A 14,303-nucleotide genomic window follows, 5' to 3' on the forward strand; every position below is an offset into this window, starting at 1 on the left:
GCGTCTTACCACTTCACCCGCACACCCAACGAGCCGTTGACCGAACTCTTCACCTTGGCGTCGCCACCCGAGCCCCAGAGCTTGCCGATTTCGCCGTAGAGGCTGGTCGACTGGCTCAGGGCCAGCGTGAAACCGCCGGCCAGCTCGGTGCTGGTGCCGCCGGTCGGCGCCGCGATGTCGGTCGTGGTCGCGCCATTCACGAAGCGCGCGATGTCGGTGCCGCTCGAAGTCTTGTAGACATTGAAGCGGCCGTACGGCTGCAGCGTGCCCATGCCGGTGTCGATCTGGCCCTTCACGCGAACTCCGGCGCGCGCGATCCAGCCGCTGTCGGCTTGCGGTTGCGCGATGGCGCCGGCGATGGCCGAGTTGTTCAAGTCCATGTGGTGATGAATCAGCTGCAGCTGCGGTTCGACAGTCCAGCCGCTGCCGCTGATCGCGAAGGCTTGTCCCACTTCGATGGAGCCCAAGAGGCTGTTGCCCTTGCCGCCGACACCCGCGCTGGCGAGCGGCTCGACGGTGTAGCGGTGGCGGCCGGACTGCACCACGGCGTCGGCGTAGAAGCCGCTGTCGCCGGTGTAGGTGCCGTACACGCCCACGTACTGGCTGCGCAGGTCGTTGCGGCCGACGCCCAGGTTCTGGATGCCGCTGGCGAACCCGTTGACGCGCGCATCGCCGTCGAGCTGGCCGACGTAGATACCGGCGCGCCAGTGGGGCGTTGCGAGCAGGTCCGTGCCGGCCTGGAAGCCGGTCAGGCGGCCCTTGCTGGTCGGAGCGACGGCGCCGCTCTGCTGGATGTCGATGTCGGTGGAGAGCACGCGAGCCCATGCGCGGCGGTCGGAACCGGTGGGCGCGGTGGCCGAGCCCTTCACGTCGTCGTCGCCCACACGCTTGCGCACATCTCCCAGCATCGCAAGGCTGCCCTGGCGCAGCTGGCTCGGCAGCGCGGCGTACAGCGAGGCCTCCGGACGATAGGTGACCACCGCCGGCGCACCCGGTGCGACCGCGTTGGTGGTGGAGCGCAGGAACCAGTTCTCGCCGGCACCTTCGGCATCGGCGGCGTACAGGCGGTATTCGTAGGCGCCCGCATCGACGTGGCCGCCCGCCAGGCTGAACGCGTCCTTCGTGGTCTGCGCGGTGGTCGTCGCGCCCCCTTGTGCCGTCACCACCTCGATGCCATTGCCGCTCGTGAGTGCGCCCAGGCCGCCGAGGTTGGCGACCTGCACGCTGGTCTTGCCGGTGGCCGTGCCGCCGTTGATCACCAGGCGGTCTGACGGACCCGTGCCGCTCAGGGCGGTGCCGAGCTTCAGTACGCCGTTGTTGCCGACGTAGTTGCCGTTGACCGTCAACGTCGCGCCCGCGGCGGTGCCCGCCAGCGACACCGTGCCGCTGTTGGCGAGCGAGGCCACCCTCTGGTCGTAGCCTGCAAGGTCCAGCGTGGCGCCCGCGGCCACGCTGTGTGCGGAAGCCGCGCTGAAGGTGTTCACCGCGCCTGCACGCAGGGTGCCCTGCGCCACGTTCGTTGCGCCGGTGTACGTGTTGGCACCCGCCAATGTCAGCGTGCCCGTGCCCTCCTTCGTCAGGAAGCCGCCGCCGCTGATTCCGCCACTCAGGGTGCCCGAGAACGCACCGGTGTCGACGACAGGGTCGTTCGTGCCCGTGAGCTGGATCGCGTTGGCGATGTTCACGCCATCGGCGCTGAAGCCCAGCGTGGTGCCGTCGTCCATCGCGAGCGCGCCCGTGCCCAGCGCCGCGCTGTTGCCGACGTCGAGCCTGCCTTCCTTCAACGCGGTGCCGCCCGTGTATGTGCTCGCGCCCGACAGCGTGAGCGTGCCGCTGCCGACCTTCACGACGGAACCGCCGCTTCCGCTGACGCCGCCGGTCAGCGTGTCGTTCGACCCGAGGCCGCCAAGGGTGAGCTTCGCCGCGCCGAGCGTGACCGTTCCCGCGCCCGACAGGGAACCGATCTCGATGCCGGCCTTGGACGTCACACCCGACATGTCGAGCGTGCCGCCGGTCTCGTTGCTGATCCGGGCGCCGCGCGCGGACGACGCGTCGCTGAAGCTCAACAGGCTCTTGTTGCCGTTGACGATGGTCGCGCTGCCCGCCGTGGCGTCCTGCAGGAAGTACACCGCCCCACCCTCGTTCGTGATGGTCGATGCGGCTGCGGTGCTGGTGCCGCTGAATTGAAGCGAGTTGACGCCGGGCGCCTGCCAGCCCGCGCCGTTGACGAAGAGCCTGGACGACGCCGCGGTCGCATCCGCCGAGAACGCCAGCACGTTGTTGGCATCGGCGGCGCCCGCGCGGCCCACGCTGTAGCTGTTGCTGCCGGCGCTGGCGCCGCTGGTGAAGGAAACCCTCGTGTCGTTGGTCTGCTGCTGCACGGCGCCGGTGCCCAGCGTGCCGAGACCGGCGACGGTGACGGTGGCACCGCCCTGCACCGTGGTGCCGCCTTCATAGGTATTCGGCGTGATGGCGGACAGCGTTCCGCCGGCCCCCGTGACCGTCAGGCCTCCCTTGCCGCCGATGCCGCCGACCAACGCCACGAGGTTCGAGCCCAGGTCCAGGGTGCCGCCCGCAGACCCGAGCGTGACTGCCCGGCTCGACAGCATCGGCGCCGAGCCCGTCGCAACGCGCAGCGTGCCTCCGTCGAGCGCAAGGCCGCCGCTCATGTTGCCCAGGTTGTTGTCCGCCGAGATCTGCAGCGTGCCGGCGCTCACCGTCGTGCCGCCGCTGTAGGTGTTCACGCCCTGGAGCGTGAGCGTGCCCGCACCGGTCTTCCTGAGCCCGTCGGTCCCCGCGATGACGTTGGACACGGTCGCGTTCCAGCCGGCGCTTGGGGCGCTGCCATCGCCCACGCGCACCTCGACCGGCCCCGGCGAGGCCTTGTCGGCCACCAGCGTGAGCGCGTCACCGGACAGCCTGTAGCCGTCGCTCGCGAACTGCATGCCCGTGGCCGACACGGCGCCGCCGGTGTTGTCGAGCGCCACGTTGCCGGCCGCGCCACCGAAGATCGCGAAGGCGGGCTGCGGCTGCATCACCGCGGTGACCGAACCCTTGTCGTCGGTCCAGTTCGGCTGCGTCAGGCTCCAGGTGCCGTTGCCGCCGCCCATCGCCGTCGAGCTGGCCAGGCCGTTGGCGTTCCAGAAGTTCAGTACGGCGGCAGGGCTGAAGCTGATCAGGTTGACCTGCTTGCTGCCCGTGAGGTATTGCAGCGAAAAGCTGCCCGCGGGCAAGCTCCCCAGCGCGATACCGCCGTTGGTCTGCGTGAGCGCCCCGCCGTAGCTGAACAGGTTGTAAAGGCCCAGGCCCATGGCGCCGGTGTCGGAGACATTCAGCGTGGCGCCGTTGAGCGCGAGGTTGCCGCCGACAGCGACGCTGTCGCTCAACCCGGGCACGGCACCGGTGCCTGGTGCGCCGAACTCGAAGTCGAGCACGCTGCCCTTGGCAATGCCGAGGTCGCCGTCGATGGTCAGCGTGCCGATGGAATTGCCCGGCGCCAAGTGCGCGCCCGAGGCAATGCTCACGTTGCCGCCGATGCGGCCGTGGCCGCCCAGGGTCGCACCCGAAGCCACGTTCATTGCGCCCGCAACACGAGCGCTCGACTTGGTGGCGTCGCTGCCCACCACCAGCTTGCCTGCGACAACGTCGGTGAGGCCGGTGAAGGTATTGATGCCGTCCAGCCACACCGTTCCTGCGCCCTGCTTCACGAGCGAGCCGCCGACGCCACTCACGACGCCGGAGAAGATCGCCTGGGTGCCGGCGCCCGAGCCGACGGTCAACGTCTTGTTGCCAAGTTGTACGGCGCCATCGCCGAGCAGATCGCCGATGATCATGTTTGCGGCGGCACGCCCCGTCGTGTCGAGAGTGGCACCGGCCAACACCGTCACCGTGCTGCCCGACACCAGCGAGCCCGCTCCTGAGAGCGCCAGCGTCCCCTCGGTGACCGTGGTGCCCCCCAGGTGCAGGTTGGTGCCGCTCAAGGTCAGGGTGCCCACGCCTTCCTTGACGAGCTCGCCGCCGCCGCTGATGCTGCCGGAGAAGGTGGTGCTCGCGCTGTCGGCGCCAACATTCAGGGACTTGATTCCAAGGCTCACCAGTCCCGCGCCGGCAAGCGAACCGATGCCGGTGCCGCTGCCGGTGATAGCCTGCAGGTCGAAAGTCGCACCGGACGTGACGGTCAAAGCGGTCGCGCGCGAGAGCGCACCCGATCCTGCCAATGCCAGCGTTCCCAAGGTGACCTGCGTCGGGCCCGTGTAGGTGCTTGCGCCTCGCAGCGTCAGGGTGCCGGCGCCGCTCTTGGCGATACCGCCCGCGCCTGCGATGACGCCGGAGAAGTCGCCGGCCAGCACACCTGCCGCGGTAGTGGCAAGCGTTCCCGTTCGGAGCGTTCCGCCGCCGAGCAAGTTGGCGATGGGGAAAACCGCGGACGCACGGTCGTTCAGGTCGAGCACGGCACCTGTGGCAATGGCTGTTTCGGACGCTGCTTGAGCCATGTTGCCGAAGGCACTGCCCGATATCTTCAGCGTGCCGAAGTTCACCCCGATCTTGCCCGGCGTCGAGTAAACGGCCTGGCTCGTGACCAAGTCAACGACACCTTGCTGACCGACAGCGCCGACGTTGAAGTCGCCGTCGAACCGGATGTTGCCGGTCAGGCCCAGTGTGGTGCCTGTCGCAGCCGAAAATGTGGCTGGCCCGGCAAGACGCACCTCGTTGCCGAGCGTCATCGAAGCGGTGCCACGAAGTTCGCCGTTGGAGATCGTCACGCTCGACGATCCCAGGGCGCCGCCATTGCCGATGGCAAGTACCCCTTGATCGAGGCGCGTACCGCCGCCGTAGGTGTTCAAGCCTGACAGGGTGAGCGCGCCCGCACCGGTCTTGGTGAGCGAACCACCACCTGACAGCACACCCGACATCGTCGCGCCGAGACCGTTGGTGTCGATGGCAGAACCGGCGCCTGAGAGCGTGGCGTCCATGCCCGTCACGAGTTGGGAGCCTGTCACCCGCAGCATGCCGCCAGCCCAGTTGAACGCGTCGGTGGCGCCAGCCTTCGCCGGGATCAGGCCGTTAACGCCGCCGACCTCGAGGGTGCCGTCGGTGTTGAGGTTGAGCGTGCCCGCACCGCCCGCTGCCGCGCCGAGTTCGATCTGAGACGATCGCACAGTGCCACCGTTGCCGACGGTCAGCGTAGCCGGCGCATTGAAACCCAAGACGAGGGAGGCCGCATCGAACACCGAGTTGGCACCGTCTACCGATATGGTGCCCAAACCGCCGACCCCAGCAAACGTCCTGCGGATCGTCAGTGCTGCCCCGTTGCTTACGGACAAAGAAGCCCCGGGCACGTCAAGCTGGAGGAATGCGGCTTGGCCTTCGGAACCACTGCCTGAGAGCTGCAACATCCCCGGCGTCGCGACGCGAACTGTATCGAGAGCCGTCGGTGCCACGCCGCCGCTCCAATTGCTTCCAGCCAGCCAGTCGCCGGCAACGGGAGACACCCAGTCGATGACCTGTGCCTGTACTGGCAGTGCGGCAGCCCCGAGCAATGCCGCGCCGAACGCCAGAACGCAGCCGAGCCGCGGTCCCCCGCCCCCCGATGATTTCGCGACTTCGGAAACAGCCTGGCGCGCGCCTGTGCGGCGGTTGATGACGATGCGGTGGGTATGGTTCATGAAAAATCTACGCTCCCTGTAGTTCGGCTTGAATAATGAAAATTGAACACAGTCGCGGCCCGCCGCGGCAAGCCGACCGGAATGCGTTCGAAGAAGAGATGCCGAGCGCTGCAGCCACGGTCCTCATGGCTCGATGCATCCGGTTCCCTGGAAGCTGTAGCCTTCACCGCGCACAGCAACGATCGGCAACTTCTGCCCGCAGGCCTGTTCGGCCTTGCGGCGCAGCCGCGAGACAGTGACGTCGAGGTTGCGTTCGTAGACTTCCAGTCCCGGGCGCCCCATGGCCACGAGCAGCGTGGTGCGATCGACGACTTCGCGCGGCCGCGCGATGAGGCTGTGCACCAGCCGCGCCTCCGAGCTCGAGAGCTGCACGCGCTGGCCGTCGGGGGCCAGCAGCACCCAATCGGTACTTTGGAAGCGCCAGGGGCTCGGCACGGCCGGTCCCGCGGCCAGTTCCACGCCAGTTTCTTCCGCATCTTTTTCAGCCGGTTCGCGCACGCCCTGCGCCTCCTGGCTGCGCTGCAGCAGGTTGCGCAGCACCATCTCCAGTTCCCGCAGGTTCACCGGCTTGACGAGGTAGTAGTCGGCGCCCAGGCCGAGTCCGCGCAGGCGGTCGTTCGCCAAGCCGCGCGCGGTGAGCATCACGATGCGCATGGCGCTGCGCGACCGCAAGCGGGCCAGCACGGCAAAGCCGTCTTCACCCGGCAGATTGACGTCGCACACGGCTGCGTCGAAGTCCTGGCGCGCCAGTTCGGCGTCGACCTCTTCGGCGCTTGCCACCCCGCGCGCCGGCATGCCGACGCCGCACAGGTAACGCACCAGCGTGTCGCGCAAGTCGTCGTCGTCCTCGATGACGAGCACGCGGATCACGCCTGCCATCCGAAACCTCGCTGATCTGAGTTCACCGCTGGGTCTCCATCCTCGCGCGCCTGCGGGTCGTCGCTTGCCAGCCGCGGCAGCGTCAGCGTGAGCACGGCACCGCCTTCGGGCCGATTGGCCGCGGTGACGCTGCCGGCGTGGAGCCTGGCAATCCGCCGCACCATGTGCAGCCCCAGGCCGATTCCGGGGAGGCGCCGCACGCCCTCCGCGCGATAGAAGCGTTCGAACACGTGCGGCAGGTCTTGCGGCCTGAAGCCGGGGCCCTGGTCGCACACCTGGATGCGCACGCATGAGGTAGCGCCGGCATGCCCGGTGGTGTCGCGCAGGTCTTGCCGGAACCCGGCACGCACGAACACCTGCGACTGCGCAGGCGCGTACTTGACGGCGTTGGTCAGCAGGTTGTCGACGGCAATGTGCAGCAGCGTCTCGTCCGCCAGCACGGGCAGCTCGGGTGCGTCGAGCGCCAGCGAAATCCGCCCGCGGGCGTTGCCTTCGTTGTGCTCCCCGATCTTCTCGCCCAGGAAATCGGCAAGCTCGATGGGCACCGGGCTCATCTTCTCGCTGGAGGCTTCGAGCCATTCGTCGGCCAGCAGGGTGTCCACCAGGTCGCGCATGCGCAGCACCGTGCGCGTGATCTTCTCTGCCTCGCTCTTCACCTCTTCGCGGGCCAGCCCCAGGCGCTCGTCCGAAAGCATCTGGGCCACGCCGCCGATGGTGCCGAGCGGCGTGCGGAACTCGTGGGAGACCATGGCAAGCAAGCCCTTCTGCTCGCGCAGCGCGAGCGTCAGTTGCTCGTGCGTGCGTTGGTGGTCCGTGACTTCCTGGCGCAGGTCGCGGGTGCGCTCGTGCACGCGTTGCTCCAGCCGCGCGCCATGGCGCCGGGACAGCGCGAGCGCCTTGCGTTCACGGTGGCGCACGCGCCAGCCCATCGCGAAGAAGAAGGCCAGCACGTGAGCGATGGCGGCCATCGCGTAGCTGTATTGCGTTGCCAGCGTGAAAGGCAGCCACTGCAGGTTCTTGGCAAAGTGCATCACTCCGGTCAGCAGGTACACCGAGTAGCCGACCAGGGTCGGCCAGGCGTGCCTGTTGCGGCGCAAGAGCACGGCGCACAGCGCCACGACGCAGACCGCAAACAGCACCCACAGCACATTCAGCGCAACGGCAATGCGCCCGTACCAACCCGCCACGGCCATCACGCAAGCCAGGCCGCAAGCGAATGCGAGCGCCTTGAACACGCGGTCCATGCGCGGAAACTGGCGCGCCATGTCGAGCAGGCTGCGTGCGAAGGCGAAGGCGGCCGCGCTGTGAAGGCACAGCGAGAAACTGTGCAGGCGCACGGCGGCGACCGGGCTGTCCTGGAACCACAGCGAGGCCTGCAGGTTCTCGGAGGTCGCAAACAGCAGTGCGAGCGTCAGGAGATAACCCGCATAGCCGATGAAGCGCCGGTCGGGCAAGGCCATGCCCATCATCAGGCTGACCATGGCCATGAGCAGGACCATGCCGACCACGGCAGCGCCCGCAGCGGTGATCTGCTGCTGCACCGCTGCGAGTTCGCGCAGCGGCGACACCCCCCCGATGAGGCTCAACGCCCGGTCACCCGCCAGGCGCACCCAGACCCAGCGCGGTTGCGCATCGGGCAGTTCAGGCAGGCGCACCGCCGGAAGGGACCACGGCAGCTCGCGCGCCGAGCCCGCGCGCATGCCCCCCAGTTCGCGGTGCACGAGCGCCGTGGCTCCGTCGGCACCCTCCCCCGGCAGCCATACGTCGAGGTAGTCCGCATACCGGGCCCCCAGCCGCAGCCACCAGCCGCCCTTCAGCGGATGGGCGGCCTCCTCCTGTGTCGCCTGGATCTGGAAGCGCAACCACCATGCGCCGGACGAATAGCCGCCGTTGAAGCCGTCCTCGATCGGTTCGAACTGCTGCGCGTATGGAGGCGACGCAACCTGCTGCTGGGTCAGTTGGCCGGTGGGGTCGTGGAACGCCTGCAGATGACCACCGAAGTTTCGTTCGCTGAAGCTCAGCTTCGGGTCGAGCCGCAACGCGGGGACATCGGCGCGGCTGGGCGTGACCAGGAAAACGAGCGACAGGAGCGCAAGCCCTGCGATCACGCGCAGGACGCCCAGCCACTTGAATGCCGCTGTCTTCAACACGCGCGGCCGACCCGCACCTGAATATGTGTACGGTCCAGCGACGCCTGCGCAGCCGCGCGAGCAGCCTCCTCATTGAATGCAAAAAGACTCATCCACCCTCTCGAATTAGTTACTTCGTCGCATCCCACAGGCCTGAGACGGGAGGAGACGTTCTTCTTCTTTTTGGCGAACCCACGCAGGTGCATGAGCCCATCGCAGTCCGACGGCTTGCGCACCCTATCAAGGCTTGGCGTCACCGTGCTTGGCGAGCGGCATTTTGCGACGGCTTGCCGGGCCTGGCACCTTACTTTTTCTTGCAACGCCACCTGATCTGCGCAAAGTGGTGGCGTGGTGCGGGGGTGTCAGGCAACCGGGCTTGGGTCGGAGCGGTACCTGACACCAAGCGGATCCTATGCCGCAACTTGAAGTCGCTGCTTCAGATCTGCGGCATGCGATCCGCGCGCTCGGACAACAGGCTCAGCGCCGCGCGCACTAGGAAATGTCTGATAAAGAGCACGCTTTTGCATGAAGAATCGCCCCCTGCCGAGGAGCAAGAGCGATGGGTCAGATCAGCTTTGCGGATGCGGAGCAAGCGGGCAAGAGGAAGAAGACAAGGCGCGAAGTCTTCCTTCCGAAATGGAACTCGTGGTCCCGCGGAGGGCGCTGCTCAAGGTCTCGCGAAACACAAGCTAGTCTGGGTGCTTTTGAGGATCTTCAGAATCGCAGGACTGCAGTATCTGAAGGAGTTGCTTCGAAGCCCTGATAATTGAACTCCACAAACCAGGTTGTTTCATGTGGCCGGCACATCTCGCGCCGGAGACCCGCGGGCGCTACCAGCACTTCAAGAACCCGCATGACCACTGTTCGCGTGAAAGACAATGAGCCCTTCGAAATCGCTTTGCGGCGATTCAAGCGCACGATCGAAAAGGTGGGTCTGCTGACGTTGATTCGCGCACGCGAGTTCTACGAGAAACCTACGACGGAGCGCAAGCGCAAGAAGGCTGCGGCCGTCAGTCGCCAGCGCAAGCTCGTCCGCTCGTCGCAGTTGCCCAAGAAGATGTATTGATCCAGCACTGAGTTGCAAAAGCCCGCGTGGCCGTCCAGCGCGAAGTTTTATGGGGCTCGGAATGGTCTACGTCCGGCTGGTAGCAGCCAATGATCCTCGTCGTCAGCGGGGCCGCGATGAACCAGGGGCTGGGACATCGAGCGGGCCGTGCTGGCGCAGCAGTTCCGCCGTGGCGCTCTCCTCGAGCGAGTAGACACCCCGCTTCTCCTTCCATGACGAGCGACTTGTCCTGAAGGCTCCAAGCGCTGCCTGAACGTTGGAGCGACAAACCCGATCGGGATGGCGTTCTAGGTCGACGTATACGACGTCAAGCGTCGCGCGACTGACGCTGACAGGATGGCCGCTTAGGCCAAACAGATAAGGATAAGCGGCGCTTTCTACCGGGCCGACAACATGAGGCGGGCCTGCGCGAGCATCTCAAGCGGCTTCGGCGTGAAGCTGCGGCGGCCGCCGCCGCAGCAGCTGCCTCGGGCACGACGGCCAAGCCGCCCCGCGCCGGCCGCGTCGCAACCCGTTCCCCGATCGCTTGCGCCGTGTGGAACACCACCACGAGCCCGAGCGCACCGACTGCCTGGAGCCCGGCCGCGGGCGCTCGATGACGCGCATCGGACGGGAGGTCAGCGAGCGCTTGGACAGCCGAACCTGCTGGCCTCCATCCTCGTGTTGCCTCGCTACGGGGTCGACATGCTGCAGCTTGAGGTGCCGATCCATGTTCTGCTGGTTGCGTTGCAGGCCATGAAGCACTGCGGGCACGCCGTGCCGACGATCTCTGAAGACGTTCAGGAAACCTGCTTGCAGAGGCTGGCGGCAACGATGAGGTTCATCGAAGGCGTACCGCCAGACCTCGTCGAGCATATGGTTACGAAATCCTGCGTCGACCACCCCGAGCGCTACCTGCTGGCGTTCGTGTACGCTACCTAGGCGAGCACGACCTGTTGCGCGTGCGCACTGACGCCGAAAAGTTCTTGCTGCTGGCGCCTTCAACCTCGTGGAGTGCGTTGCCTACATCGGAGCACTACTGCAGTGCGAGTGAACTGCGTGCGCCGGTCAAGATGGGACAACTGGACGCTCACGCCGAGCCTCACGTGCCGCTTAGACTGCGCCCGGCGCGTGGCCCGCGACCTCTGTACGAGACATTGATGCCGACACACCGAAGCGCTCGCCAACGCCCGACGCACGCTCGCTTGCCGGATGGCCTGCGTCGAACGAAAGTGCGGCAAGTTACGCCCTCCGACGAGGAGGGCTCAGCCCAGCGCGGAAGTTCCGGGCGGCAGCGCTTGCGCACCTGTGAAAAGTCCACCGCCCCTGATCGAGGACTGCGGGTCACTTCGGTCAACTGGAGATCGACAGACCCAAATCAACCGCTTTCGGGACCTCGGCGTCTCGCGGGCGGAGACGATCAACCCCGGACGGGAGGTCAACGCTGCCTTCCCTTCGTCCTCGCGAACTGGCCGCAACGCTCCTGGGTGGTGTCGACTGCATCCTCGACGTACCGGACTATTGAAGACTGCATCAATCTTCGTTCCATCGCGGCGTTGCATCGCGCACGTGGACAATCGCCGCCGAGCGCGTGTGCACGCCGATTTTTGCGAAGATGCTTGATACCTGGTTGCGAACCGTCTTGTCGCTCTTGCACAGTTGTCGTGCGATCGCTCGGTTGTCCAGGCCGAGTGCCACAAGGCGCAGGACACTACGCTCTGCCTGCGTCAGTTCCCCGTCGCCATTTGGCTTCAAGGCATCCGCCGGAGCGGAACCCAAGAAGCTTCGGACCTCGGCCAGAAAAACGTCCCACGCCGGCTCGCTGTCGAGCAGAACGTGATTGTCGCTGTCCAGCGGCACGAAGCGCGCGCCCGGGATGAGTGCCGCCAGCCGCAGGCCTTCGTCGAATGGCACACGTGCATCGCCTCGCGCATGGAGCACCAACGTGGGCAATTGCACTTGGCGTGCCAACTCAGTCACGTCCACCCGATGGAACGCGTCGAGGGTGCGAGCGGCGTTCTCGGGGCTTGCGGTCAAACGTTCGAGTTCGTTCCACCATTGGTGTTGCTCCTGCGTGCCACCAGGAATGAACTGGTTGGTGAACACCTGTCGAAAGGCGGCGCTGTCGCGTCCCCAGCCCACGCGAATCAGGTTCACCAAGGTCTCGGCTTCCAGCCGCTGCGTGTCGTTGTTGGCACGTTGCAGCGCGCCGCGTGCATAGGCGCCGGCCAGGACCAGGTGCGACACGCGGTCGGGATGCCGCACTGCGTAAGCCACCGCGACGGCGCCACCTTGCGACATGCCGATGAGCGGGAAGCGGCGCAGGGCCATGCTGTCGACCACGGCTTCGAGATCCCCGACCCAAGCGTCGAGCGAGAAATCGGTTACGGCGTTATCGGACAGGCCGCAGCCCCGTTGGTCGTATCGAATGTACTGGTGACCTCGTCCGAGTTCGCGAAGCCAGGGCCCCCAGACAGGACTGTGCAGATCATGCTCCACATGGCTGAGCCAATGCGCCGCACGCACCAACGGCGCCCCGGACCCGATCGACGCAATGGCAATGCGCGTGCCATCGGCGCCGATGCAAAAGCGCAAGCTCTGGCGCAGTTTTGGCGGCATGGTCGAAGGGGAGGGCATGCAGAATTGTCTCGCGTCTGGGACGCATGTCCTATGGCTTTGTCCCTGCGGCATGCGCGGGCCACGTGCTTGGGACATGCGCCTCATGCTTGCGAACCCGCAGAGGTAGACGCTCTATCGACGTCGACACGACGGATCGTTTCAAAGGAATCGCCATGACCACCTGCACCGCCACGCCCGACATCGCGCGCTATGCCAGAACCATCGACGCCTCCAAACGCGTGCGCTGGGACATCGACCGCGACGTGATTCGCGGGCGCACCTTCGACTTGGCGCACATCTTCCTGCCGGACGGCCTGTCGCTGGCCGATGAGCTGCCATATCTGGCGCCAGCCGAGCATCGCTTCCTGAGCCAAGTCCAGGGCCGCACCTACGCCAACATGTTCGGTCTGGTCGAAAGATTCATCGGTGCAAAGATGCTGGAGGTCAGTCGCGATCACTGGCTGGGCAATCAGACGGCGCTCGAAGCGATCGTGCGCTTCACCGACGAGGAACTCAAGCACCAGGAACTGTTCCGCCGGCTGGAACTGCTGGCGGGTGCTCACATGCCCGTGGGCTACCGCTTCGATGTAGTCCCCAACGACGTCGCCACATTCGTGCTCGGCAAGTGCACGTGGGCTGTGCTCGCGTTGACTTGTCACATCGAGCTGTTCTCACAGTCTCACTACCGCGCCAGCATCGATGCGGCCGAGCATCTGTCGCCACTCTTCAAGGACGTTTTCTTGTTCCACTGGAAAGAAGAGTCCCAACACGCAATCATCGACGAACTGGAGTGGGAGCGTGAAGACTCAAAGCTGACGAGTGAAGTGCAGCGCGACTTGGCAGTGGACGACCTGATTTCCCTGGTCGGCGGCGTCGATGGGATCTTGCAAGGCCAGGCCAAGGCCGATGCAGCGTATTTTCTGAGCGTCTGCGGCATGGGCTGGGACCGTGCACGTACCGAGCAGGTGAACGCCACCGTGTTGAAGGCGTATCGCTGGCAGTACATCGTCTCCGGTGCGCTGGAGCCACGGTTTCAGGAGGCGCTCGCGAAACTGGTCAGCGCGGAGCAGTCGGCTCGCATCCAAGCGGCGCTGGGTCCGTTGAGCTACGCGGTGCCTGCCCGCACAACGCCGCACTGACGCTTCGCCCGGCATCAACTACTCTGAGATGCGAATGGACGCGTCGGTCTTGTTGCCAAGAGCGGACACCCCTTCAAGGGGTACATCGGCGGGCTGCCGTCGTGATCAGAGCGCTCATCACATGTGCGGAACGGTCGCACCGGAGCAGGAGGCCCAGGGGAATCCGCGCAACTTCGGCGGTCTTTGGTTCAGAACGCTTGGTCCAGAGCGAGGACATGCGGCGTTGTCCCGCAGAGCGCCGTTGAAATGCGGCGCGTACATGGTGCACGTTACCGCTTCAGGTTTCGACATCATGGCCTGAGGGGCTGCCGGCGAGCAACACTACCTCGGCCAACTTCCCGATCTGGTCTTGGTGAAGACGCGCAAGTTTCTCCAGCTTCTTTCGTCCCACCGACAGGAGGTGAACCTCGACCTGCCGCCGGTCCGTCGTGCTGGGTTTTCGCTTGACGAGGCCAGCCTCCTCGCATCGCGAAACAAGCGCGACCACGCCGTGAAGCTGGGCCTGCAAACGCTCAGCAATCTCGCTGACCGTAGCCCATTCGCGGCCGGGAAAGGCCTGCGTGTGCAGCATCAGTTGGTACTGGAGGATGGTGACGCCTTCTGCGCGCGCGGCATCCTCGCTGAAGCGCAAGAAGCTGCGCAGCCTGAATCTGAAGTCGGAGAGCGCTTCGAGGCGCTGCTTCTCGATGCTGCGCTGTTGACTGGCCATTGACATTTTCCGCGTGTTATTTGTTCGAGGCGGTCAATGTAGCAGTGGCGCCCAGGCGCACAGAGGGTAATTACTCACAGTGTGATCTATTAAACCTCATAGCATGAGGTACCTGTC

8 protein-coding genes and 2 pseudogenes are annotated in these 14,303 nt (G+C 66.0%); 4 read left to right on the top strand and 6 right to left on the bottom strand.

The window, feature by feature from the left end:
* Window positions 1–5: 5 nt before the first annotated feature.
* From BM004_RS36490 to BM004_RS36500, 4 genes and pseudogenes are all read right to left on the bottom strand, one after another.
* Entirely contained in the window at window positions 6–5,159 is a 5,154-nt protein-coding gene (locus BM004_RS36490; protein ID WP_177206736.1) for an autotransporter outer membrane beta-barrel domain-containing protein, read from the bottom strand.
* Window positions 5,160–5,534: 375 nt separating this feature from the next.
* A pseudogene (locus BM004_RS42550) lies at window positions 5,535–5,666 on the bottom strand (ESPR-type extended signal peptide-containing protein); the annotation flags it as partial.
* A 123-nt stretch (window positions 5,667–5,789) separates the two neighbouring features.
* Window positions 5,790–6,545 carry a response regulator transcription factor gene (locus BM004_RS36495; RefSeq protein WP_093221214.1) on the bottom strand — a complete coding sequence of 252 codons (756 nt, stop codon included), beginning with the start codon at window positions 6,543–6,545 and terminating at the stop codon, window positions 5,790–5,792.
* Window positions 6,533–8,692, bottom strand: a complete 2,160-nt coding sequence (locus tag BM004_RS36500) for a sensor histidine kinase (protein ID WP_256220226.1) — start codon at window positions 8,690–8,692, stop codon at window positions 6,533–6,535. The genes BM004_RS36495 and BM004_RS36500 overlap by 13 nt, the downstream gene beginning before the upstream one ends.
* 541 nt (window positions 8,693–9,233) lie before the next feature.
* Between BM004_RS36500 and BM004_RS42555 the strand changes: the two are divergent.
* From BM004_RS42555 to BM004_RS36510, 3 genes and pseudogenes are all read left to right on the top strand, one after another.
* A pseudogene (locus BM004_RS42555) lies at window positions 9,234–9,343 on the top strand (IS5/IS1182 family transposase); the annotation flags it as partial.
* Between the two features lie 184 nt (window positions 9,344–9,527).
* Entirely contained in the window at window positions 9,528–9,740 is a 213-nt protein-coding gene (gene rpsU, locus BM004_RS36505; protein ID WP_093221216.1) for a 30S ribosomal protein S21, read from the top strand.
* A 660-nt stretch (window positions 9,741–10,400) separates the two neighbouring features.
* Window positions 10,401–10,661 carry a hypothetical protein gene (locus BM004_RS36510; RefSeq protein ID WP_256220227.1) on the top strand — a complete coding sequence of 87 codons (261 nt, stop codon included), beginning with the start codon at window positions 10,401–10,403 and terminating at the stop codon, window positions 10,659–10,661.
* Window positions 10,662–11,252: 591 nt separating this feature from the next.
* Here the strand turns inward: BM004_RS36510 and BM004_RS36515 are convergent.
* On the bottom strand, window positions 11,253–12,356 hold the full coding sequence (locus BM004_RS36515) for an alpha/beta fold hydrolase (RefSeq protein ID WP_256220228.1): 1,104 nt from the start codon (window positions 12,354–12,356) through the stop codon (window positions 11,253–11,255).
* Between the two features lie 155 nt (window positions 12,357–12,511).
* Here BM004_RS36515 and BM004_RS36520 point away from each other — a divergent pair, with 155 nt between their 5' ends.
* The gene (locus BM004_RS36520) at window positions 12,512–13,477 is read left to right on the top strand and encodes a hypothetical protein (protein WP_093221221.1); all 966 of its coding nucleotides are present in this window, start codon (window positions 12,512–12,514) and stop codon (window positions 13,475–13,477) included.
* Window positions 13,478–13,754: 277 nt separating this feature from the next.
* On the opposite strand, the gene BM004_RS36525 is transcribed toward BM004_RS36520, so the two are convergent.
* Window positions 13,755–14,186 carry a MarR family winged helix-turn-helix transcriptional regulator gene (locus BM004_RS36525; protein WP_093221223.1) on the bottom strand — a complete coding sequence of 144 codons (432 nt, stop codon included), beginning with the start codon at window positions 14,184–14,186 and terminating at the stop codon, window positions 13,755–13,757.
* Between the last annotated feature and the right edge of the window lie 117 nt (window positions 14,187–14,303).

The sequence above is a fragment of the Variovorax sp. OK212 genome (assembly GCF_900112425.1).
Classification (GTDB): Bacteria; Pseudomonadota; Gammaproteobacteria; order Burkholderiales; family Burkholderiaceae_C; genus Variovorax.